Raw genomic sequence first — 21110 nt, forward strand, 5'->3', positions numbered from 1 at the left:
CTCGCGAAAGGGTGGGCATGATACCCGCTCTGGGTGACCGGATAAAGGCTGTTTTGAACAAATTCTGAACAGCTATGGGCTTATCGCCAGTAGTTAGATGGACGGCCTGCGACCACAGGCCGCGTGGCCTCCAGGCTATTCCGGGGAGTGGAAGCTGAGGCTGTAGTTCACCGCGCGGGTGCCCGGGTCGAGGATGTCCAGCGAGATGTGAATGGGCGTCTGCGGCGGCATTTCGCTCTGCCCGGCGAGCTCGCCGGCGAGGTATTCGCTGGGTTTGAAGCGACGACTGGCGACCAGTTGTCCGCCGAGGTCGGCGAAGCGCATTTCCAGCAGCGGGAAGGGCTGGGCGAAGGGCGCGCGGTTGTAGAGGATGGCGTCGACGATCAGTGCGCCGGAGAACTCCGGGTGGCTGCGCACCACCAGGTTGCTGCTGCGGATCTGGCTGATGTCGACCTTCGACGGCAGCTCGCAGCCGATGTTCGGGCAGAGCTGTTCGAACCAGGGGCGATAGCGATCCTGACGCGCCAGTTCGTCGAAGTTGTAGGCGGCGTACTGCGCCAGCAGCCCAGCTGCGGCCAGCAGGTTGAGCAGGCCCCAGCCGAACAGGCGGCCCCAGGCCGTCTCCTTCTGCTGCTGCCAGTCGAGTTGCAGCGGTTCGTCGTCGAGGTCGAACAGGCGTTCCTCGCGCAGAGCAGGCTCGCTGCGTGCGGCGTCGTCGGGTTCGGGCTTGTCGTGAGGCTGGTCGTCTTCCGCATCCGCCACGTCCAGTGCGCCGATGCGAGGCTCTTGCGGCTGCTCGCGTTCGACGCCACTCGCGGCTGGCGAGGCCGCTGCGAGCGGCTCGTCGCTCTGGCGCGGCGCAGGTTCGGGGGCGTTCGTCGGCTCCAGCTCGAAGCTGTCGCGCTTTACCTGTTCGTCACGCAGCAGGGCTTCGGCCCAGGCCTCGTCATGCACATCGTCGTCGTCCTGTGCCGTGGCGCTGCCGAAGCTCTCGCTGTAGCGCGGCGCGCGCTCCAGGGCGAGGAACTGCTGCGACAGTTGCTGCTCCTGCTCTTCCAGCTTGGCCAGCTCCTCATCCAGGTCGAGGCTGTCCAGGTCGAGGTCGTCATGAATCCACAGGGTCTCGTCGACGGCCTTCGCCGCAGGTGCCTTGGGGGGGGCTGGCGGCTGCGGCTTGCTGGCGGGGGCGCTGACCGGCTTGACGCTGGTCGCCGCTGCCGCACCGCGCGGGCCGAACAGTTGCTCGGCGGCGTTGAACACGTGCAGGCAGGCACCGCAGCGGACTGCGCCATGGGCAGCGGCCAGCTGCGCCTGGCTGACGCGGAAGCTGGTGCGGCAATTGGGGCACTGGGTGACGTGGCTTTCGCTCATGCGCGGGTCCGGGAAAACGAGGCGGCTAGTCTAACGCAACGGCTACGTGCGGTTCAGCGCTTGACGCCGCTGATGCGCACCCAGCCATCCTTGACGGCCGTCGGGTCGAGGTCGAACGCCTCTGCGTAGGCGGCACGGACTTCCTCGGCCTGCTCGGCGAGAATGCCCGACAGTGCCAGGCGTCCACCGCCCCTGACCAGGGTGGTGATCTGCGCGGCCAGGGCTACCAGCGGGCCGGCGAGAATGTTGGCGACCACCACATCGGCTTGTTGCTGGGGCATGTCCGCAGGCAGGTAGACCGGGAAGCGCGCCGGGTCGATGCCATTGCGCGAAGCGTTGTCGCGCGAGGCTTCCAGCGCCTGCGGGTCGATATCGGTGCCGACCGCCTGCGGTGCGCCGAGCAGCAGGGCGGCGATGGCGAGAATGCCCGAGCCGCAGCCGAAGTCGATCACGCTGCAGCCTTCGAGCTGCTGGCCGTCGAGCCATTCCAGGCACAGGGCGGTGGTGGGGTGGGTACCGGTGCCGAAGGCCAGGCCCGGATCGAGCAGCAGGTTCACGGCTTGCGGCTCCGGCGCGGCGTGCCAGCTGGGCACGATCCACAGGCGTTGGCCGAAACGCATGGGCTGGAAGTTGTCCATCCAGCTGCGCTCCCAGTCCTGGTCCTCGATGCGCTCGACCTGGTGCTCGGGCAGTGCGCCGCCGCACAGCAGCTGCAGGTGGGCGAGCAGCGCGGTTTCATCGGTGTCGGCTTCGAACAGCGCCAGCAGGTGGGTATGCGACCACAGCGGCGTGGTGCCCAGGTCCGGTTCGAAGATCGGCTGGTCTTCGGCGTCCATGAAGGTCACCGACACGGCGCCCACTTCCAGCAGGGCATCTTCGTAGGTTTCCGCCTGCTCGGGGGTGATGGCGAGACGGACTTGTAACCAGGGCATGGAAAACCTCATGAACGGGGCGCGTTTGGCCGCGCAGCTTACTTGAACGGACGGCCGGCTTGCCAGCGTGCCCGCCGAAACGACAAGGGCCGCCCGTGGGCAGCCCTTGTTGCAACGCGTATCAGGCTCAGTGCCTGTCCATACCCAGTTTCTTTTCCAGGTAGTGGATGTTCACGCCGCCTTTGACGAAACCCTTGTCGCGGGTCAGGTCGCGGTGCAGCGGCACGTTGGTCTTGATGCCGTCGACGACGATCTCGTCCAGGGCATTGCGCATGCGCGCCATGGCCTCGTCGCGATCCTTGCCGAAGGTGATCAGCTTGCCGATCAGCGAGTCGTAGTGCGGCGGTACGCTGTAGCCACTGTACAGGTGCGAGTCGACACGAACGCCGTTGCCGCCCGGGGCATGGAAGTGCTTGACCTTGCCGGGGCTGGGCATGAAGTTGTCCGGGTCTTCGGCGTTGATCCGGCACTCGACCGAGTGACCGAGGATCTTCACGTCTTCCTGCTTGATCGACAGCTTGTTGCCGGCGGCGATGCTGAGCATCTCCTTGACGATGTCGATGCCGGTGACCATCTCGGTGACCGGGTGCTCCACCTGAACACGGGTGTTCATCTCGATGAAGTAGAAACGGCCATCTTCGTAGAGGAACTCGAAGGTGCCGGCGCCACGGTAGCCGATCTCGACGCAGGCATCGACGCAGCGCTTGAGCACTTCGGCGCGGGCCTTCTCGTCGATCAGCGGGGCCGGGGCCTCTTCGATCACCTTCTGGTGGCGACGCTGCAGCGAGCAGTCACGGTCGTACAGGTGAATGGCGTTGCCCTGGCCGTCGGACAGCACCTGGACTTCGACGTGGCGCGGGTTGCCGAGGAATTTTTCCAGATAGACCATCGGGTTGCCGAACGCGGCACCGGCTTCGGTGCGGGTCAGCTTGGCCGACTTGATCAGGTCTTCTTCCTTGTGCACCACGCGCATGCCGCGACCACCACCGCCGCCGGCGGCCTTGATGATCACCGGATAGCCCACTTCACGGGCGATGCGCAGGGCTTCTTCCTCGTCTTCCGGCAGCGGGCCGTCGGAGCCGGGTACCACCGGTACGCCGGACTTGATCATGGCGTCCTTGGCCGACACCTTGTCGCCCATCAGGCGGATCACGTCGGCTTTCGGGCCGATGAAGGCGAAGCCGGAGTTCTCCACCTGTTCGGCGAAGTCGGCGTTCTCGGCGAGGAAGCCGTAACCCGGGTGGATGGCAGTGGCACCGGTGACTTCAGCCGCGCTGATGATCGCCGGGATGTGCAGGTAGGACTGTGCGCCGGGTGCCGGACCAATGCAGACGGACTCGTCGGCCAGGCCCAGGTGCATCAGTTCGCGGTCGGCGGTGGAGTGCACGGCCACCGTCTTGATCCCCAGTTCCTTGCAGGCGCGCAGGATGCGCAGGGCGATTTCGCCACGGTTGGCGATAAGGACTTTTTCCAGCTTCTGCATTGCAGGCTCCCCGTGCATCAAACGATGGTGAACAGGGGCTGGTCGTACTCAACCGGCTGGCCGTTTTCCACCAGGATGGACTCGATCACGCCGCTGGCTTCGGCCTCGATGTGGTTCATCATCTTCATCGCTTCGACGATGCACAGGATGTCGCCTTTCTTCACGCTCTGGCCCACTTCGACGAAGTTGCCCGAGGTCGGCGAAGCGGCGCGGTAGAAGGTGCCGACCATCGGCGAACGGGCGACGGTGCCGTTCAGCTTCGGTGCGGCAGCCGGGGCGGCTTCAGCGCTGGCGGCCGGGGCCGGGGCGGCAACCGGAGCAGCGGCCGGGGCCGGTGCATAGATGGGCTGCGCGGCGTAGGCCGGCTGCTTGTTGCTGTGACGGCTGATGCGTACGGACTCTTCGCCCTCTTTGATCTCCAGCTCGTCGATACCGGACTCTTCCAGCAGCTCGATCAGTTTCTTGACTTTACGGATATCCATGAAGGTTCAACTCCCAGAGGTGAGGTAGGACTTGTCTACCGAGCGTCGCGTCAGGCGCGCTCGGCCAGTTGTTCGAGTGCCGCTTCCAGGGCCAGCCGATAACCGCTGGCGCCAAGGCCGCAGATCACCCCTACTGCAACGTCGGAAAAATAGGAGTGATGGCGGAATGGTTCACGCTTGTGCACGTTGGACAGGTGCACTTCGATGAATGGGATGCTCACTGCCAGCAACGCGTCACGTAATGCGACACTCGTATGGGTAAAAGCGGCAGGATTGATCAGGATAAAGTCGACGCCTTCACCCTTTGCGGCGTGAATGCGGTCGATCAGTTCGTACTCGGCATTGCTTTGCAGGTACATCAGGTGGTGGCCGGCTTCGCGGGCGCGCAGCTCCAGGTCCTGATTGATCTCGGCCAGCGTGGTGGCGCCGTATTTGTCTGGCTCACGGGTACCCAGCAGATTCAGGTTGGGGCCGTGAAGTACCAGTAGAGTGGCCATGGACGCGTTCCTTGTTGTTCGGGCTGCGCAGGACTATGCCGCAGCCGTGCGATGTCAGCAATAGTCGACACGATGCCTGCCGTTTGCGGCAAGAATATGACTATAGCAGCTGGTCTGGTCGCTATCGGATCGTTGCGCTGCCCCTGTGAGGTTGCAATGTCCGCTGTGTGGCTGGTCAGCGGCTGCTGCGTGCCGCGGCTCGATCCAGGCGCACGCCGAAGGTGGCGGCGTCGACTTCACCTACGACACGCAGATCGAGCAGTTCGTCACCCCGGGCGGAGAACAGCTGGATCGCGGGCGGCCCGAACAGCTGGTAGCGATCCAGCAGGGCGCGCTGCGCGGCGCTGCTTTCGGTGATGTCGAAGCGTATCAGTCTCCAGCCGGCCAGCTTGCTGCCCACTTCGGCATTGCCGAACACTTCGCGTTCGATCACCTTGCAGCTGATGCACCAGTCGGCGTACCAGTCCAGCAGCAGCGGTTGCCCGGCGGCCTTGGCCTCGGCCAGCGCAGCGTCCAGCTCAGCAGGGCTGCTCAGGGTCTGCCAGGCACCGCTCTTGGTGCTGCCCTGGCTGGCAGTGGCCGACAGCTGACCGAGCGGCTTGAGCGGGTCGCTCGTGCCCTGCAGGGCACCGACCCAGGCGGCCAGGGCGTAGACCAGCAGGGCCAGGCCGGCGATCTGGCCGAGTTTCTGCCGGTGCGTCTTCGGGCCGAATTCCAGCGCGCCGAGGAACACCGCCACGCCGCCGGCCAGCAGGCCCCACAGCGCCAGGCTGAGGCTGCCCGGCAGCACGCGTTCGAGCAACCAGACAGACACGGCCAAGAGCATCACGCCGAAGGCGTTGCGCACGGTGACCAGCCACGGGCCGGACTTCGGCAGCAGGGCGCCGCCGCCCGCGCCGAACAGCACCAGCGGCGTGCCCATGCCCAGGCCCAGGGCGAACAGTTGCAGGCCGCCACCGACGGCGTCGCCGGTGCTGCTGATATAGAGCAGCAGGGCGGTCAGGGGCGCGGTGATGCAGGGCGATACGATCAGGCTCGACAGCACGCCCAGGGTCGCGGCACCGGCGATGGTGCCGCCCCGGGTCTGGCTGGCGCGCTGGTCGAGGCGGTCGCGTATGAAGGCCGGCAGGCGCAGTTCGAAGACGCCGAACATCGCCATGGCGAACAGGCCGAAGAAGGCGGCGAAGGGCACCAGTACCCAGGGCGACTGCAGCATGGCCTGCAGGTTGAGACCGGCGCCGAACAGCCCCATCAGCGCACCGAGCACGGCATAGCAGGCCGCCATCGGCAGCACGTAGGCGAGCGACAGAACCAGCCCGCGGGCATTGCTCGGGCGACCGCGCAGCACCACGCCGGAGAGAATCGGCAGCATGGGCAGCACGCAGGGGGTGAAGGTCAGGCCCAGCCCGGCGAGGAAGAACAGCGCCAGATCTTTCCAGGTCCACTCGCTCTGCTGCAGGTCGGCGACACTGGCGGGCATCTCGCCGATTTCGATGTACTCGGTCTCGGGCGGGTAGCACAGGCCCTTGTCGGCACAGCCCTGGTAGCCCACCTGCAGGCGCAGCGGGCGGTTGTCCGGGTTGTCCAGCGGCAGGCGCACGTCGAGCACGCCGTAGTACACCTCGACATCGCCGAAGAATTCGTCGTGCTTGGCCTTGCCGGCAGGCAGTTGCGCCTCGCCGAGGTCGAAGCCGGCCGGCTCCACGCTGAAATTCAGGCGGTGGCGGTACAGGTAGTAGCCCTCGGCCGCGACGAAACGCAGGGTCACGCTCTGCGCATCGCTGCTCACCAGGCTCAGCTTGAAGGCTTCCCGTACCGGCAGGAAATCGCTGCTGTTGTTCAGCGGGGCGCCAAGCGGCGACGCGGCCGGGCGCTGGTCGAACAGGTTGGCGCTGGCCGGCAGGCTCAGGCACAGCAGGAGCAGGGGAAGGAGCAGGCGACGCAGTGACATCGGGCGACTATCTCGGCGGAAGGTGGCGGCATGATACCGGAAAGCGCCCATGCACATTTCGCCAGCTGAACGGACTGCCGATCTGCTCGGATGAGCGTCGCTTAGATCGGCGGCCGCGCGCCGAGTTCCAGGCCTGCGCCGGTATGCCGCAGGTCAGACGCGAAACGCCTGCACGGCCTCGTGCAGCTGGCCGCCCAGCTGCATCAGCTGCTCTCCCTGGTCACGCCCCTGGCCGATGCGCTGCAGGTTGTCGTCGCCCAGCTGGTGGATGCGCTCACCGTGTTCGCGGATCTCGCTGACCGAGTCGCTCTGCTGGGCGGTGGCCTCGGCGATGCGTTCGGCCATGCTGGCGATGGTGCGGATCGCGCTGACGATCTCGTCGAGCGCGCCGTCGGCGGCCTCGGCCTTGCCTGCGGTCTGTTCGGCGTGCTCGACCTGGGCGCGCATGGCCTGCACCGACTGGTGCGCGGCCTGCTGCAGACGCCCGATCACGTCCTGAATCTCGGCGGTAGCACTGCCGGTGCGTTGCGACAGCGAGCGGACTTCGTCGGCGACCACGGCGAAACCTCGCCCGGCCTCGCCGGCCCGCGCCGCCTCGATGGCGGCGTTGAGGGCGAGCAGGTTGGTCTGTTCGGCGATGCCGCGAATCACCGTCAGCACGCTGCCGATGGTGGCGGTTTCATCGGCCAGGCGCTCGATGGCCTGGGCGTTGCCCTGAACTTCCGTCACCAGGGCGTGCAGGCCCTCCAGGCTCTGGCCGATGACCTGCTGGCCCTGGACCAGGGCGCGGTCGGCGTCGCGGCTGGCGTCCGCCGTCTGGCTGGCGTCCTGCGCCACCTGGCCGATGGTCGCCTCCAGCTCGCCCAGTGCGTCACGAATCAGGGCCGTGTCGCCGGCCTGGCGCTCGGCGCCGCTGTGCAGGCCGCCACTGAGCTCGGCCAGGGTGCGGCTGGAGCCGGCAACCTGTTCGGCATGGCCGCGAATGCTGGCGACCAGCTCCACCAGGTAGCGGCGCAGGTGGTTGAGCGAATCCTCGATATCGCTCAGCTCGCGGGTGCGCGAGTTGATGGTGATGGCCTCGGCGAAGTCGCCATGGGCCCACTTCGACAGCGCCGGGACCAGGTGCCCGAGGACCCGTGACAGGCGGCGCTGGATACGGTCGATGACCAGGGCGATGAGCAGGATCAGGCCGATCATCAGGCCCTGGATCAGGCGCACCTCGCCCTGGATGCGCGCGTATTCGGCCCTGACCAGCGGTTCCAGCCCGGCCAGCGCCTGCTGCACCTGGGTCACGCGCTCGCTGGTGGTCTGGGCCAGTTGCTGGCGTTGCTCGACCAGCTCGCGTGTGCGTTGCAGTTCATTGGGGTAGCGGCGTACCAGTGTGCTCAGCTCGCGCTTGAGGTCGATGCCCCGGTCCTGCGCCTGCTGTTCCTGCTGGCCTTCGTCCAGGCCGAGCAGGGCGGCGAAGCCGATGCTGGCGGAGCTGTCGGCTTCCTGCACGCCGAGCAGCGGCAGGGCGTCCAGCGCCGAGACCTGCTGGCCGAGCGCCTTGAGCTCGCGCTCGACATCGCCCAGCAGTTCGCTGCGCCCCTGGCTGATGAAGCGCTCGCGTGCATGCACCAGTTTCAGCAGGCGTGAACCCGCCTCCCGCAGGGGCTTGCGGTAGGCGCTGGCGGCTGGCGTGTCGGCGCTATCGGCGTACTGGGTCAGTTGTTCCATCGCCGCGAGCATTTCCCGTTCGGCCTGCAGCAGCAGGCCCTGTGGGTCGCCCGCCAGCTTGCCTGCGGCCAGCAGCTGGTTGCCGCTGAATTCGCGGAGCTGTTCGAGGCTGGGGCGCAGTTCGTCGGCCAGTTGCGGCGGAAGCTGGTCGAGCGCCTGCTTGAACGCGTCGATGGCCTGGGTCGCGGTGCTGTGCTGTACGGCGTTGCCGCTGGCCAGGTAGGCCTGGATGTTGTCGGCGACCTCGCGCTGGAACTGCTGCGACAGCGTCAGGTAGCGCTCCATCAGCTGGACCGGTTGCTGCAGGGCGCGTTGCGACCACCAGAGGGTCGCTGCCAGGGCTACGCAGACGGTGACCAGCAGCAGGGTGTTGAGGTTGGTGAGCAGCTTGAGGCGCATGGCAGGCTCGAACGAAGACTGAACGATGCCTGCGAGGTTATTGCGATTTGGTTACAACCTGATGACGACGTGCGCTGCGTCACGTTTTCCGCCTGTCCATCCGCCGCCGTCGATGGGCCGCACGGTCGAGCGTTTCAGTCGCCGCTGTACAGCTCGACCCGATTGCGGCCGCCATGCTTGGCCTTGTACAGCGCCTCGTCGGCCCGCTTGGACAGGGCGTTGCCGTCCAGGCCCGGTTGCAGCATGGCGATGCCGCAGCTGAAGGTGCAGGAGAGGTCCTGTGGCTGCGCCGGGTAGTGGATCTCGGCGAAGCGCTGGCGGATTTCCTCGAGCACCTTGAGCGCCGACTGCTCGTCGGTGTCCGGCAGCACCACGGCGAATTCCTCGCCGCCGTAACGACCGATGTGATCGGTCTTGCGCAGGCGCTGCTTGAGGAACAGCGCCAGGCTCTTGATCACCCGGTCGCCCATGGGGTGGCCGTAGGTGTCGTTGACCTTCTTGAAATGGTCGATGTCGAGCATGGCGAAGGCCAGCGGCTGCTGTTCGCGGCGGGCGCGGTAGCAGGCGTCGTCGAGCAGCTGCAGGGTGTGGGTGTGGTTGTACAGGCCGGTGAGGCTGTCACGCACCATGCGCGCCTTGAGGTTGCGCGCGCGCGCCGCACGGTTGCGCACGGTGGCGATCAGGTGGCGTGGCTTGATCGGCTTGGTGAGGAAGTCGTCGCCGCCTTCGCTCATCGCGTCGAGCTGCTTGTCCAGGTCGTCCTCGGCCGACAGATAGATGATCGGCACGCTGACGTAGCGGTCGTTGTGGCGGATCACCTTGGCCAGTTCGGTGCCATTGCACTCGGGCATGTACATGTCGAGGATGATCAGGTCCGGCTGGAACTCGGCCAGCGCGTCCATCGCCTTGATCGGCTCGGTGAGGGTGTGGGTCAGGATGCCGGCGCTGTTGAGCACGCGTTCGGTATGCGTGGCCTGGGCCTTGGAGTCATCGACGATCAGCACCTTGTACGGATCGTACTGGGAGACATGGGTCAGCACCTCGATGCGTTCGAGCAGGCTCGAGGCATCCAGCGAACCGGTGAAGAACTCCTGCCCGCCGGCACGCACCGCTGCCAGGCGGGTCGGGGTGTCGGTGTCGCAATGGCTGAAGAACAGCAGTGGAATCTTCTGTTCCAGGCCCTGCTGGATGGAGTCGGCGAGTTCCAGGCCGATGCCGGCGAAGTCGACGTCCATGACGATGGCCGCCGGGTGGCGTTCGGCGATGGCCGCGCGGAAGGCGCGCTCGTCACCGAGTGGCTGCGCCGCGAGACCGAAGAACTCCAGTTGCTGGGCCAGGCGCTCGGCGCGCTGGGCATCCTGCAGGGCGAGGTAGACCGGCTTGCGCAGGGGCGGCAGGAAGGTCTGCTCGAAGGCATCGCTGTGGCGCAGGCCCGTCCGCGACAGGCGCTGCATGGCCTGGTTGAGGCGGGCGATCAGGCTGCTGTTGAGGCGCCCGCGATTCTCCACCACCTCATCGAGGCTGGTGCTGATGGTCTTCGCCAGCTGGGCATGCTCGATCTGCTCGAAACGCTCGGCGTAGCGCAGCAGGCGCAGGTTGGCCTCGGTCAGCTCGGCCATGCCGGCATCGCTCCACTCGCTGCGCTGCAGACGCTGCCAGACTTCCAGCACCTGACGCGCCTGATGGATCACGCGCTGGGCGAAGTGGTGCTTGAGGCGGTCGCGACTGGGATCCGGGTGCTCGGTCATGGGCCGACTTCTATCGAGTGTTAAGTCAGTGGTGGCTTGATGCTATCACTTGTCGGCGGTGCTGGCATTGCCGCCGATCAATTGGCGGCGGTATTTCTGTCGAATAGGCGACAAAAATGTGCATTGGGCTATTTTGACGTCGCACGTACCGGCGCGTCAGGCGAGGCGGGTCACAAAAAACGGTTTTCCTCGTACCGGCGGTAAGTTTGCCCGCGTGCCCTGCGTTTTGCTGCGAGCTTGCCTTATAGTGCTGGACAGGCCGCAACCCGTTGGTCGGCTTGTGGTCGAACATTCGAATTCGCTTAAAAAGGACATTGCCATGCTGGACTGGAAGAATCGCGCGGCGAGCTCGCCCGACGGTACCGACAAGACCGCGAAACTGGGGCGTGAGCGCAGCAGCTCCAGCCTGATCGGACGCGCGCTCGGCGGGCTGCTCGGTGTGTACCTGCTGGTGACCCTGGTCGTGGGGTGGTACTGGAGCCAGGAACCTGGCGCCTTTCAGGTGCAACAACATGCCCAGGCGGCCGCGCAGCAGGCGCAGCGGCAGATGGTCACCGGCTACACCACGGTGGAAACGCTCAAGCAGGTCGCCAGCACCCTGCTGGACAAGCCGGGCGGCTATCTGTCCAACGACCTGGCACCGCCGGGCCTGTGGCTGGACAACATGCCGAACTGGGAATACGGCGCACTGGTGCAGGTGCGCGACTTCGCCCGGGCGTTGCGCAAGGACTTCTCTCGCTCGCAGTCGCAGTCCACGGAAGACCCGGACCTGGCCAAGGCCGAGCCGCGTTTCCACTTCGACCACAAGAGCTGGGCGCTGCCTGCCTCCGAGTCCGAGTACCGTGAAGGGATCAAGTCGCTGGACCGCTACCTCGCCCGTCTGGCCGATCCGGGGCAGAAGAATGCGCAGTTCTATGCGCGTGCCGACAACCTCAACAACTGGCTGGGCGACGCCGGCACCCGTCTCGGCTCGCTGTCGCAGCGTCTGTCGGCCAGCGTCGGCCAGGTACGCCTGAGCGACAACCAGCAGGTCGGCAACGATGCCGCGGAGTCGGGCCTGGTCGGTGAGGGCGGCGTGTACGAGACCCCCTGGCTGCAGATCGACAACGTGTTCTACGAGGCCCGTGGCCAGGCCTGGGCGCTGGCTCACCTGCTGCGTGCCGTCGAAGTCGATTTCGCCGATGTGCTGGCCAAGAAGAACGCCACCGTCAGCGTGCGCCAGATCATCCGCGAGCTGGAGGCGGCGCAGGCGACGCTGTGGAGCCCGATGATCCTCAACGGCAGTGGCTACGGCATCCTCGCCAACCACTCGCTGGTGATGGCCAACTACATCTCGCGTGCCAACGCCGGCATCATCGATCTGCGTCAGCTGTTGAGCCAGGGTTGATGAGCAGGATCTCGGCGGCGGAGGCGGCGCATCGTGCCGCCTCCGACAGCGAGCGGGTCGCCTGGGTCGACGAGAACGACCGGCCGCTGGGTGGCGTCTCGCGGGCGCAGCTGCGTGAGCGTCACCTGATCGGCCGTGGCACCTATATCCTGCTGTTCAACTCTGCCGGCCTGCTGTGCGTGCACCGGCGTACCCTGAGCAAGGCGCTGTATCCCGGCTACTGGGATGTCGCGGCAGGCGGCATGGTGCTCGAAGGCGAGGATTACCGCCTCTCCGCCGAGCGCGAGCTGGCCGAGGAGCTGGGGATCGTCGACGCCGAGCTGGTCGAGCATGCGCACTTTCTCTACGACGCGCCGGAGAGCCGCCTGTGGTGCATGGCCTATTCGGCGGTGTCCGATGCGCCGCTGGTGCTGCAGCCGGAGGAGGTGCTCGAAGCGCGTTTCATCAGTGTCGAACAGGCCCTGGAGGAAACCCGCCATATGCCGTACTGCCCGGACTCGCTGGCGGCGCTGGAACGCTACATGAACAGACCGCCTGCGGCTGTCTGATGCCTTTGTTACTGGGCGGTCGCAGCAAGCCCGGCAACGCCTCGTAGGGCATGCCAGTTGGGCGCTTGCACGTCTGTGGTGTCGCGGATTCCGAGCGCTTCGTGCACGATGGCGAACAGCGTCGCCATCGTGCCGGACAATGACGCAAATACGTACTTAGCAAGCTCGGTCTTTGCCGTTACACTGCGCGACCTTTTCGGCGGACCTCTATCCGCCAGCGCTGCCCCTGCCTGAGTGGGGCTTCGCGGTCGACCTGCGTCGGCCAGTCGCTATCCTGACCCCTACGAGGACAAGCCGGTGGTCAAGAAAGCCTCTTCATTCTCCGCTCTGAGCGGTCTCGTCTATTCCACCGATGGTGGTCGCCATTGCCCGGATTGCAACCAGCCGGTGGATGCCTGTGTCTGCAAGCAGACGCGCATTCCCGAAGGCGATGGCATCGCCCGCGTACGCCGTGAAACCAAGGGGCGTGGCGGCAAGACCGTCACCACGGTGAGCGGTGTGCCGCTGGCCGAGGAGCCGCTCAAGGAGCTGGCCAGCGCCTTGAAGAAGCGCTGCGGCACCGGTGGTGCGCTCAAGGACGGCGCGATCGAGATCCAGGGCGATCACGTCGACCTGCTGTTGGCCGAACTGGGCAAGCGCGGTTTCACCGCGAAGAAGTCCGGCGGCTGACGCGCCATTATTTTCTAAACTTCGATGAAGCTCGGAGGGTCAACCGCCGAGCAAACGTCATCTTGCTTGCTTAAATTTTCCGACTGGCCGCCCGCAGGCCAGGCTTTCTCATGGGAGAACCCGATGTCCGCACGACGCACCCGCAAAGACGACGGCAGCCAATGGACCGTAGCCGATAGCCGCAGTGTCTACGGCATTCGCCACTGGGGCGCCGGCTATTTCTCGATCAACGATGCCGGTCGCGTCGAGGTGCGTCCCAACGGGCCCGACAGCCAGCCCATCGACCTCAGCCAGCAGGTCGAGGAGCTGCGCCAGAGCGGTCTGTCGCTGCCGCTGCTGGTGCGCTTCCCGGACATCCTGCAGGACCGCGTGCGTCGCCTCACCGGCGCCTTCGACTCCAGCATCGAGCGCCTGGAATACCAGAGCCGCTACACCGCGCTGTACCCGATCAAGGTCAACCAGCAGGAAGCGGTGGTCGAGAACATCATCGCCACGCAGAACGTTTCCATCGGCCTGGAAGCCGGCTCCAAGCCCGAGCTGCTGGCCGTGCTGGCGCTGGCGCCGAAGGGCGGCACCATCGTCTGCAACGGCTACAAGGACCGCGAGTTCATCCGTCTGGCGCTGATGGGGCAGAAGCTCGGCCACAACGTGTTCATCGTCATCGAGAAGGAATCCGAGGTGCGCCTGGTGATCGAGGAGGCGGCCGAGCTCAAGGTCGCGCCGCAGATCGGCCTGCGCGTGCGCCTGTCCTCGCTGGCCTCCTCCAAGTGGGCCGACACCGGCGGCGAGAAATCCAAGTTCGGTCTCTCGGCCGCGCAGATCCTCCAGGTCGTCGAGCGCTTCCGCGCGGCCGGGCTGGACCAGGGCATCCGCCTGCTGCACTTCCACATGGGCTCGCAGATCGCCAACATCGCCGACTACCGCAAGGGCTTCCGCGAGGCCATCCGCTACTACGGCGAGCTGCGCGCCATGGGCCTGCCGGTCGATCATATCGATGTCGGCGGCGGCCTCGGCGTGGACTACGACGGCACCCACTCGCGCAACGCCAGCTCGATCAACTACGACATGCAGGACTACGCCGATGCCGTGGTCGACATGCTCAAGGAGTTCTGCGACCGCCAGGAGATCCCCCATCCGCACATCTTCTCCGAGAGCGGCCGGGCGATGACCGCGCACCACGCCGTGCTGCTGGTGCAGGTCACCGATGTCGAGCGGCACAACGACAAGGTGCCGGAGATCGATCCGAGCGTCGAACAGCCGGAAATCCTCCAGGTGCTGATCGAGCTGCTCGACGACAGCGATCCGGAAATGGTCGCCGAGACCTACTGGCGTGCCACCCACTACATCGAGGAAGTGGCCGCGCAGTATTCCGCCGGCAAGCTGAGCCTGGCGCAGAAGGCCCTGGCCGAGCAGTGCTACTTCGCCATCTGCCGTCGCCTGCACAACCAGCTCAAGGCCCGTCAGCGTTCGCACCGCGCCGTGCTCGACGAGCTCAACGACAAGCTGGCCGACAAGTACATCTGCAACTTCTCGGTGTTCCAGAGCCTGCCGGACACCTGGGCCATCGGCCAGATCCTGCCGATCCTGCCGCTGTCGCGCCTGGACGAGGAGCCGCTGCGCCGTGCCGTGCTGCAGGACCTGACCTGCGACTCCGACGGCAAGATCCGCCAGTACGTCGACGAGCAGTCCATCGAGACCAGCCTGCCGGTGCACGAGATCAAGGAGGGCGAGGACTATGTGCTGGGCATCTTCCTGGTCGGCGCCTACCAGGAGATTCTTGGCGACATGCACAACCTGTTCGGTGACACCGACTCGGTGAACATCTACCAGGCCGCCGATGGCAGTGCGGTGCATGCCGGCATCGAGACCCACGACACCATCGAGGACATGCTGCGCTACGTGCACCTGTCGCCCGAGGAGCTGATGACGCATTACCGCGACAAGGTGGCCAGCGCCCGGATCAGTGCCCGCGAGCGCACCCAGTTCCTCGACGCGCTGCGCCTGGGGCTGACCCGCTCCTCCTACCTGGCGTCCTGATGCTCAACTGATCGCCTCGGCCAGGCGTCGAGCCAGGTGCAACGCCTGCTCGGCGCTGGCGATGTTGGTGAAGCCCAGCAGCAGCCCGCTGCCGCAGGGATGCTGCCGCGACCACTCCGACAATGCCATCACCGCCAGCCCGGCGCCTTGTGCGCGGGCTGCCAGGGCGCGGTCGTCCTCGCGCTCGTCGAGCCGGGCCAGCAGATGGATGCCGCCGGCCTGCAACTCGACGCGCAGGCGTGAACCCAGGACGTGTTGCAGCGCCGAGGCCAGATGAGCGCGGCGCTCGGCATAGCGCGCACGCATGCGCTTGAGGTGGCGGGCGAAGTGGCCCTGGTCGAGAAAGTCCGCGGTGATTGCCTGAGGCAACGCCGGACAGCCGTGATCGAAGTCCTGTGCGCAGGCGGCGAAGCGCGCCACCTGTGCCTGCGGTACCACCAGGTAGGCCAGACGCAAGCCGGGGAACAGCACCTTGCTGAAGGTGCCGCAGTACAGCACGCGGCCGGCATGGTCGAGGCTCTTCAGGGCCGGCAATGGGCGACCGACGTAACGGTACTCGCTGTCGTAGTCGTCTTCGATGATCCAGGCCTGGCGGTTCGCCGCCCAGTCGAGCAGGGCCAGTCGCCGGGGCAGGCTCAGCGACACACCCAGGGGGCTCTGGTGGGACGGCGTGACCAGCGCGCAGCGGGCATCCGGGGCGAGCGCCCGCCCGCGCTCCACGCAGAGTCCCTGTTCGTCCACCGGCACCGGGACTAGCGTGACCTCGCTGCCCTCGAGCATCTGGCGTGCCTTGAAATAACCCGGGTCTTCGAACCAGCAGCGGTCGCCGGCTTGCAGCAAGGTCTGGCGGATCAGCAGCAGGGCGTTGCGATAGCCGGTGGTGATGAAGATCTGTTCCGGCTCGCAGGCGATGCCGCGCGACACCCCCAGATAGCGCACCAGGCTGCGCCGCAGCGCGGGCAGGCCCTGTGCGGGCGGGTAGTTGAGGTCGGGGCTGCTCAGCTGGCGCAGGTGGCGCGCGCCGAGCCGGCTCCAGAGCTTGCGCGGGAAGCTGTCCAGGGCCGGCAGGCCGAGCTGGAACGGCAGCGCCTCTGCGCTCGGCTCATCGCCTGAGCGCGAGGCCTGGCGCTGTTTGGCGGGCAGCACAGGGTTGCCGGGGGCATGCGGCAACTGCGGGGAGACCACGGTGCCGGCCGGCCCGCGCGGCAGCAGATAACCCTCGCCGACCAGCAACTGGTAGGCCGCCTCTACCGTTCCGCGCGCCAGATTGAGCTCGCTGGCCAGGGCGCGAACCGAGGGCACGCGCTCGCCTGGCTGCAGGCGGCCCTCGGCGATCGCTTCGCGCAGGCGCTGATAGAGCTGCAGGTAGATCGGTGTCGCCTTGTCGCGTGCGCTTTCCAGGCGAATGCTGTACATGCCTATGTCCTGATCGATTCGATGATTCTTGGCTCTACTGACTATGCCATGTTCCGCCTAGAGTGGCGGCCATCTTCGATGGAGAACCGCCATGATTTCCGACTACCGCTGCGACTGGCTCGACGACCCGGACGAACTGCGTGCCTGCCTGCCCCTGATGCGCGTATTGCGCCCACACCTGAGCGACGCCGACGATTTCGTCCAGCGCCTGCAACGCCAGGCCGAGCAGGGTTATCGCCTGCTGGCGGCGCGCCAGGGCGACGAGGTGCTGGGCCTGGCCGGTTGTCGCCTGCAGGAGAACCTGCTGCACGGGCGCTTCTTCTATGTCGATGACCTGGTGACGCGCGAGGACCTGCGTAGCCAGGGCATCGGCGAGCGGCTGCTGGATGAGGCGCGGGCCCAGGCACGCCGCCTGGGCTGCGCCAACTTCGTGCTGGACACTGCGCTGGGCAACGCACGCGGGCAGCGTTTCTACTACCGTCAGGGTTTGCTGGCCATCGGCATGCACTTTCGCGAGGTGCTTTGAAATGCAGCGAATCCTCCTGTTGGAATGCGGCCCCTTCGGTCGCCAGAGTCGCGGTAGCGGCCTGGCGCAGGAGCTGGTCGAGCGTCTGCGTCAGCGTCACCCCCAGGCCCAGGTGCTGGAGCGCGACCTGGCGAGCGAGCCCTTGCCGGCACTGGCAGCGGCCTATGCCGAGGCACTGGTGGCGCAGGCGCCTGGCGACGATCCGGCGTTGCAGGTCTCCGAGCGACTGATCGGCGAGCTGGAAGGCAGCGACTGCCTGGTGATCGCCACGCCGATGCACAACTTCACGGTGCCGGCGGCGCTGAAACTGTGGATCGACTACGTGCTGCGCATCGGGCGCAGCTTCGCCGCCACCGAGGCTGGCAAGGTGGGGCTGCTGGCGGATCGTCCGACCTTCGTCGTGGTGAGTTCGGGCGGCTTCTACCGTGGCGAGCAGGCGCGGCAGCCGGACTTCCTCACCTCCTACCTGCGCCATGTGCTGAGTACCATCGGCATCCACGACCTGGAGTTCATTCACCTGCAGGGCCTGGTCCGCGGCCAGGCGCATGCCGAGGCGATGCTGGCGCAGGCGCGCGCGCAGCTGGATGCCAACCCCCATCTTGCTGCGCCGGGAGTCCTGCCATGAGCGCGTTGCGCCAGCCCTATTACGATCTGTCCGGCGAAGCGATGCAGGGTCTGCTCGCCACCAAGGCCGCGCTGGAGCGTGGCCCGCTGGGCAAGGAACTGATCGAACTGCTCTATCTGCGCGTCTCGCAGATCAACGGCTGTGCCTACTGCCTGGAGAAACACAGCGAGTCGCTACGTGCGGAGGGTGTGCCCCAGGCCAAGCTGGACGGCCTGGCCGGTTGGCGCGTGAGTCGTCATTTCCAGGCGCGTGAGCGAGCGGCGCTGGCCTGGGCGGAGTCGTTGAGCGAGATCGCCCGCAGCCATGCCGACGATCAGGACTACCAGCCGCTGGAGGCGCACTTCAGTGCCAGGGAAATCTCCGACCTGACCATTGCCGTGGCCCTGATGAGTGGCCTCAATCGCCTGGCCATCGGCATGCGTCTGTGACGCTCAGCCTGCGCTGATCACGCCATAGCCACGCGCCATCAGCGCGGCCAGCAGGGGAATCACCAGCAACAGCAGCAGTTCCAGGCGGATGGTCCAGGTCACCAGGCGCAGTTGCCTGGGGCTGGGCTCCGGGACCTGGCCGGCCTGAACCGCGTTGCGCCAGTTGAAGAAGACATAGGTCGGCAGGATCGACAGCAGGCCGACCAGGATGAACAGGCCGACCTTGGCATGGAACAGGCTGTTGCCCAGGTAATAGTCGGTGCCCTTGGCGAACCACAGTACGCGGGCGACGCCGGTCGCCAGGACCACGCCGGCACAGATGCCGTAGGCGATGTCGGTGATCATCAGGCTGCGCGCGCGTGACAGGTCCAGCGGCGCCTTGAACAGCACATGCTCGATGCTGAGCAGGGCGAACAGGGCGAAGATCGACAGGTAGTGCAGGTAGGCGACGAGGGCAGCGGCCATGCGGGTTCCTCTCCGGATCAGGGGGCGAGCAGGCTGCGGTTGCGGCCTTCGTGCTTGGCGCGATACAGCGCCTGGTCGGCGCGCTTGAGCGCCGCGCTGCTGCTCTCGCCGGGGCCGAGCAGGGCACAGCCGAGGCTGACGGTCTGCTGCAACTGCGTGTGCTCGAGCACGATGGGCTGGCTGGCGATGGCCAGGCGGATGCGTTCGGCGATCAGCAGCAGCTCCTGGTCATCCTTCACCAGGGCGAGGATGACGAACTCCTCGCCGCCGTTGCGCGTGACCACGTCCTGCGGGCGTACCGTCGCGCTCATGCGCCGTGCGCTTTCCCACAGCACGTGGTCGCCGGCATCGTGGCCATGCTCGTCGTTGACCCGCTTGAAGTGGTCCAGGTCGCAGTAGATCAGGCCGAGCTGCAAGCCGCTGCGCTCGGCGACCGCCTGCTCCAGCGGCAGGAAATGCAGCAGCCCGGCACGGTTCCACAGCTGCGTCAGGGGGTCGAGCATGCCCTTGCGCTGCTCGCGGCTCAGCGCATCGCGCAGGTCATCGGCCTGGTGGGCGCAGTGGCGTAGTTGCAGGTAGCCCTGCACCACGTAGGCCAGATCCCTGAGTCGCATCAGCTCCTGGCGATCGAGGCGGCGTGGTGCCGGATCGATCAGGCAGAGCGTGCCGAGCGCCTGCTGCTGGGCATCGAACAGCGGGTGGCCGGCATAGAAGCGCACGTGCGGGGCGCGCAGTACGATCGGGTTGTCGCAGAAACGGCTGTCGCGGTGGCTGTCCTCGACCACCAGCGGCGTGTCCTGCAGAATCGCGTGGGCGCAGAACGACACCGCGCGTGGGGTCTCGGCGACCTCCAGGCCCTGGCGACTCTTGAACCACTGGCGCTCGTTGTCGATCAGGCTGATCAGCGCTGTCTTGACCCCGAACAGATCGCGGGCCAGACGGGTGAGCGCATCCAGGTAGGGGTCGGCCGGTGTGTCGAGCACGTCCAGGCTCTCCAGGGCCTGCTGGCGTTCAGTTTCATTCGCGGGTAGCGGCGCACTGAGCATCGGTGATCTCTCCAGGGGGAAACCAGAGGTTGCGACGATTGATGCTCCAAGCATAGCCCCCGAGAACCAGGCTTCGCAGCCCCATGAATGCCAGAAATGCCAACCACAGCCCGTGGTTGCCCAGACTCTGCAGCCACCAGGCCAGCGGCAGGCTCAGCGCCAGGGCGATGAGCATGGCGTCGCGCATCTCGCGTGCCCGCGTGGCACCGATGAACAGGCCGTCGAGCAGGTAGCTCCACACGGCCAGCAAGGGCAGCACGGCCAGGTATGGCAGGAACACCTGGGCCAGCGCGCGTATCTCGCTGATGTCGGTGAGCAGGGCGACGAACCAGTGGCCGCCGAACAGGAAGAACAGCGCGAAGCCGATGCTGGCCAGCAATGACCAGGCACCGGCCACCAGCAGGGCACGCCTCAACGCATGGCGATCACGGGCGCCGAGCGCATGACCGCACAGCGCTTCGACGGCATGCGCCAGGCCGTCGAGGGCATAGGCGGTCAGCGTCAGGCCGTTGAGCAGCAGGGCATTGGCTGCCACCGTGGCGTCGCCCAGGCGCGTGCCTTGCACGGTGATCAGGAAGAACACCAGTTGCAGCGCCAGCGTGCGGATGAAAATGTCACGGTTGACCGCCAGCAGCGGGCGCCAGCTGCTCCAGCGTTGCAGTGCGCGGCCGTCCAGGTGGCCGGGGTAGCGTGCGAGGGCGCCGCGGGTCAGCCACAGGCCGAGCAGGGCGCCGCTCCATTCGGCTATCACCGAGGCCCAGGCCGCGCCAGCCACGCCCCATTCGAGACCGAGCACGAACAGCAGGTCCAGCCCGACGTTGAGCAGGTTGGCGGTGAGCAGAATGGCCAGCGGCCCGCGTGCGCTCTGCGTGCCCAGCAGCCAGCCGATCAGGGCATAGGTCGCCAGGCTGGCGGGCAGGCCGAACAGGCGAATCTGGAAGTACTGGCGCGCCAGTTGATCCAGCTCGGCCGACGGCTGCATCAGGCTCAGCGCCGCGCTGCTGAAGGGAATGGCCAGCAGGCTCAGCAGCAGTGCCAGGCACACGCCCAGGCCGAGCCCCTGCAGCAGCACCTGGCGCAGCGCGCCGCCGTCGCCACGGCCAGCCGCCTGGGCGGCGAAGCCGGTGCTGCCCATGCGCAGGAAGCCCATGGCCCAGGTCAGCAGGGTGTACAGGCTGCCGCCGACCGCCACCGCCGCCAGCTGGTGCGCATGCGGCAGGTGGCCAACCACGGCGGTGTCCACCAGGGCCACCAGCGGCACCGAGAGGTTGGAGAGGATCATCGGCGCGGCCAGGGCCCAGACCTTGCGCTGGGTCGGGGCGTGGCGCCAGGCGTCGAGCAGGGCGGACATGGACGGCTCCGGCAAAGCGGCGATTATAGG

Annotated in this window: 19 protein-coding genes; 7 read left to right on the forward strand and 12 right to left on the reverse strand. The window is 66.7% G+C overall.

Going from position 1 to position 21110, the window contains the following annotated elements; translation table 11 throughout:
• Positions 1 to 135: 135 nt before the first annotated feature.
• From E4487_RS18915 to E4487_RS18950, 8 genes are all read right to left on the reverse strand, one after another.
• The gene (locus E4487_RS18915) at positions 136 to 1371 is read right to left on the reverse strand and encodes a DUF3426 domain-containing protein (RefSeq protein WP_175254109.1); all 1236 of its coding nucleotides are present in this window, start codon (positions 1369 to 1371) and stop codon (positions 136 to 138) included.
• Positions 1372 to 1424: 53 nt separating this feature from the next.
• A complete protein-coding gene (gene prmA / locus E4487_RS18920) occupies positions 1425 to 2303 on the reverse strand; it encodes a 50S ribosomal protein L11 methyltransferase (protein WP_175254110.1) in 879 nt (292 codons plus the stop codon).
• A 127-nt stretch (positions 2304 to 2430) separates the two neighbouring features.
• Positions 2431 to 3786 (reverse strand): acetyl-CoA carboxylase biotin carboxylase subunit, encoded by a 1356-nt coding sequence (accC, locus tag E4487_RS18925; protein WP_037052595.1) that lies wholly within the window; start codon positions 3784 to 3786, stop codon positions 2431 to 2433.
• Between the two features lie 17 nt (positions 3787 to 3803).
• Positions 3804 to 4268, reverse strand: coding sequence for an acetyl-CoA carboxylase biotin carboxyl carrier protein (gene accB, locus E4487_RS18930; RefSeq protein WP_037052597.1), 465 nt, complete (start codon positions 4266 to 4268; stop codon positions 3804 to 3806).
• A gap of 50 nt (positions 4269 to 4318) precedes the next feature.
• Positions 4319 to 4765 (reverse strand): type II 3-dehydroquinate dehydratase, encoded by a 447-nt coding sequence (aroQ, locus tag E4487_RS18935; RefSeq protein WP_037052599.1) that lies wholly within the window; start codon positions 4763 to 4765, stop codon positions 4319 to 4321.
• A gap of 175 nt (positions 4766 to 4940) precedes the next feature.
• The gene (locus E4487_RS18940) at positions 4941 to 6716 is read right to left on the reverse strand and encodes a protein-disulfide reductase DsbD (RefSeq protein ID WP_175254111.1); all 1776 of its coding nucleotides are present in this window, start codon (positions 6714 to 6716) and stop codon (positions 4941 to 4943) included.
• A gap of 153 nt (positions 6717 to 6869) precedes the next feature.
• Positions 6870 to 8834 carry a methyl-accepting chemotaxis protein gene (locus E4487_RS18945; RefSeq protein ID WP_175254112.1) on the reverse strand — a complete coding sequence of 655 codons (1965 nt, stop codon included), beginning with the start codon at positions 8832 to 8834 and terminating at the stop codon, positions 6870 to 6872.
• 134 nt (positions 8835 to 8968) lie between these two features.
• Positions 8969 to 10582 (reverse strand): PleD family two-component system response regulator, encoded by a 1614-nt coding sequence (locus E4487_RS18950; RefSeq protein WP_175254113.1) that lies wholly within the window; start codon positions 10580 to 10582, stop codon positions 8969 to 8971.
• A 319-nt stretch (positions 10583 to 10901) separates the two neighbouring features.
• Between E4487_RS18950 and E4487_RS18955 the strand changes: the two genes are divergently transcribed.
• The 4 genes from E4487_RS18955 (at position 10902) to speA (ending at position 15223) form a co-directional block, all read left to right on the forward strand.
• The gene (locus E4487_RS18955) at positions 10902 to 11969 is read left to right on the forward strand and encodes a DUF2333 family protein (RefSeq protein WP_047590804.1); all 1068 of its coding nucleotides are present in this window, start codon (positions 10902 to 10904) and stop codon (positions 11967 to 11969) included.
• Entirely contained in the window at positions 11969 to 12517 is a 549-nt protein-coding gene (locus tag E4487_RS18960; protein ID WP_047590801.1) for an NUDIX hydrolase, read from the forward strand. Before E4487_RS18955 ends, E4487_RS18960 begins: the two co-directional genes overlap by 1 nt.
• A 297-nt stretch (positions 12518 to 12814) precedes the next feature.
• On the forward strand, positions 12815 to 13186 hold the full coding sequence (locus E4487_RS18965) for a translation initiation factor Sui1 (RefSeq protein ID WP_175254114.1): 372 nt from the start codon (positions 12815 to 12817) through the stop codon (positions 13184 to 13186).
• Between the two features lie 123 nt (positions 13187 to 13309).
• The gene (speA, locus tag E4487_RS18970; protein ID WP_150607963.1) at positions 13310 to 15223 is read left to right on the forward strand and encodes an arginine decarboxylase; all 1914 of its coding nucleotides are present in this window, start codon (positions 13310 to 13312) and stop codon (positions 15221 to 15223) included.
• Positions 15224 to 15226: 3 nt separating this feature from the next.
• Here the strand turns inward: speA and E4487_RS18975 are convergent, their stop codons facing one another.
• Positions 15227 to 16639: a PLP-dependent aminotransferase family protein gene (locus E4487_RS18975; RefSeq protein ID WP_175254115.1), complete on the reverse strand. Its 1413-nt coding sequence runs from the start codon at positions 16637 to 16639 to the stop codon at positions 15227 to 15229.
• 91 nt (positions 16640 to 16730) lie between these two features.
• On the opposite strand from E4487_RS18975, the gene E4487_RS18980 reads away from it, so the two are divergent.
• From E4487_RS18980 to E4487_RS18990, 3 genes are read left to right on the forward strand one after another with little or no spacing between them, the layout of a single operon-like run.
• Positions 16731 to 17165: a GNAT family N-acetyltransferase gene (locus E4487_RS18980; protein ID WP_051800588.1), complete on the forward strand. Its 435-nt coding sequence runs from the start codon at positions 16731 to 16733 to the stop codon at positions 17163 to 17165.
• Between the two features lies 1 nt (position 17166).
• Positions 17167 to 17790, forward strand: a complete 624-nt coding sequence (locus tag E4487_RS18985) for an FMN-dependent NADH-azoreductase (RefSeq protein ID WP_037052616.1) — start codon at positions 17167 to 17169, stop codon at positions 17788 to 17790.
• Positions 17787 to 18218 carry a carboxymuconolactone decarboxylase family protein gene (locus E4487_RS18990; protein ID WP_037052619.1) on the forward strand — a complete coding sequence of 144 codons (432 nt, stop codon included), beginning with the start codon at positions 17787 to 17789 and terminating at the stop codon, positions 18216 to 18218. The genes E4487_RS18985 and E4487_RS18990 overlap by 4 nt, the downstream gene beginning before the upstream one ends.
• A gap of 3 nt (positions 18219 to 18221) precedes the next feature.
• Here E4487_RS18990 and E4487_RS18995 read toward each other — a convergent pair whose 3' ends face one another.
• The 3 genes from E4487_RS18995 to E4487_RS19005 are packed head-to-tail and all read right to left on the reverse strand — an operon-like array spanning position 18222 to position 21080.
• Complete coding sequence (locus tag E4487_RS18995) at positions 18222 to 18683, reverse strand: DUF2214 family protein (RefSeq protein WP_037052621.1); 462 nt, start codon at positions 18681 to 18683, stop codon at positions 18222 to 18224.
• Positions 18684 to 18700: 17 nt separating this feature from the next.
• On the reverse strand, positions 18701 to 19729 hold the full coding sequence (locus tag E4487_RS19000; protein ID WP_175254116.1) for a diguanylate cyclase: 1029 nt from the start codon (positions 19727 to 19729) through the stop codon (positions 18701 to 18703).
• Entirely contained in the window at positions 19701 to 21080 is a 1380-nt protein-coding gene (locus tag E4487_RS19005; RefSeq protein ID WP_175254117.1) for an MATE family efflux transporter, read from the reverse strand. Before E4487_RS19005 ends, E4487_RS19000 begins: the two co-directional genes overlap by 29 nt.
• Positions 21081 to 21110 lie beyond the last annotated feature (30 nt).

Source organism: Pseudomonas sp. BMW13, from assembly GCF_013357275.1.
Classification (GTDB): Bacteria; Pseudomonadota; Gammaproteobacteria; order Pseudomonadales; family Pseudomonadaceae; genus Aquipseudomonas; species Aquipseudomonas khazarica.

What these genes read in the sequence shown, in the direction of transcription:
- E4487_RS18915 (WP_175254109.1), bottom strand. Translation starts at nt 1,371, where the DNA reads ATGAGCGAAAGCCACGTCACCCAGTGCCCCAATTGCCGCACCAGCTTC.
- prmA (WP_175254110.1), bottom strand. Translation starts at nt 2,303, where the DNA reads ATGCCCTGGTTACAAGTCCGTCTCGCCATCACCCCCGAGCAGGCGGAA.
- accC (WP_037052595.1), bottom strand. Translation starts at nt 3,786, where the DNA reads ATGCAGAAGCTGGAAAAAGTCCTTATCGCCAACCGTGGCGAAATCGCC.
- accB (WP_037052597.1), bottom strand. Translation starts at nt 4,268, where the DNA reads ATGGATATCCGTAAAGTCAAGAAACTGATCGAGCTGCTGGAAGAGTCC.
- aroQ (WP_037052599.1), bottom strand. Translation starts at nt 4,765, where the DNA reads ATGGCCACTCTACTGGTACTTCACGGCCCCAACCTGAATCTGCTGGGT.
- E4487_RS18940 (WP_175254111.1), bottom strand. Translation starts at nt 6,716, where the DNA reads ATGTCACTGCGTCGCCTGCTCCTTCCCCTGCTCCTGCTGTGCCTGAGC.
- E4487_RS18945 (WP_175254112.1), bottom strand. Translation starts at nt 8,834, where the DNA reads ATGCGCCTCAAGCTGCTCACCAACCTCAACACCCTGCTGCTGGTCACC.
- E4487_RS18950 (WP_175254113.1), bottom strand. Translation starts at nt 10,582, where the DNA reads ATGACCGAGCACCCGGATCCCAGTCGCGACCGCCTCAAGCACCACTTC.
- E4487_RS18955 (WP_047590804.1), top strand. Translation starts at nt 10,902, where the DNA reads ATGCTGGACTGGAAGAATCGCGCGGCGAGCTCGCCCGACGGTACCGAC.
- E4487_RS18960 (WP_047590801.1), top strand. Translation starts at nt 11,969, where the DNA reads ATGAGCAGGATCTCGGCGGCGGAGGCGGCGCATCGTGCCGCCTCCGAC.
- speA (WP_150607963.1), top strand. Translation starts at nt 13,310, where the DNA reads ATGTCCGCACGACGCACCCGCAAAGACGACGGCAGCCAATGGACCGTA.
- E4487_RS18975 (WP_175254115.1), bottom strand. Translation starts at nt 16,639, where the DNA reads ATGTACAGCATTCGCCTGGAAAGCGCACGCGACAAGGCGACACCGATC.
- E4487_RS18980 (WP_051800588.1), top strand. Translation starts at nt 16,731, where the DNA reads ATGATTTCCGACTACCGCTGCGACTGGCTCGACGACCCGGACGAACTG.
- E4487_RS18985 (WP_037052616.1), top strand. Translation starts at nt 17,167, where the DNA reads ATGCAGCGAATCCTCCTGTTGGAATGCGGCCCCTTCGGTCGCCAGAGT.
- E4487_RS18990 (WP_037052619.1), top strand. Translation starts at nt 17,787, where the DNA reads ATGAGCGCGTTGCGCCAGCCCTATTACGATCTGTCCGGCGAAGCGATG.
- E4487_RS18995 (WP_037052621.1), bottom strand. Translation starts at nt 18,683, where the DNA reads ATGGCCGCTGCCCTCGTCGCCTACCTGCACTACCTGTCGATCTTCGCC.
- E4487_RS19000 (WP_175254116.1), bottom strand. Translation starts at nt 19,729, where the DNA reads ATGCTCAGTGCGCCGCTACCCGCGAATGAAACTGAACGCCAGCAGGCC.
- E4487_RS19005 (WP_175254117.1), bottom strand. Translation starts at nt 21,080, where the DNA reads ATGTCCGCCCTGCTCGACGCCTGGCGCCACGCCCCGACCCAGCGCAAG.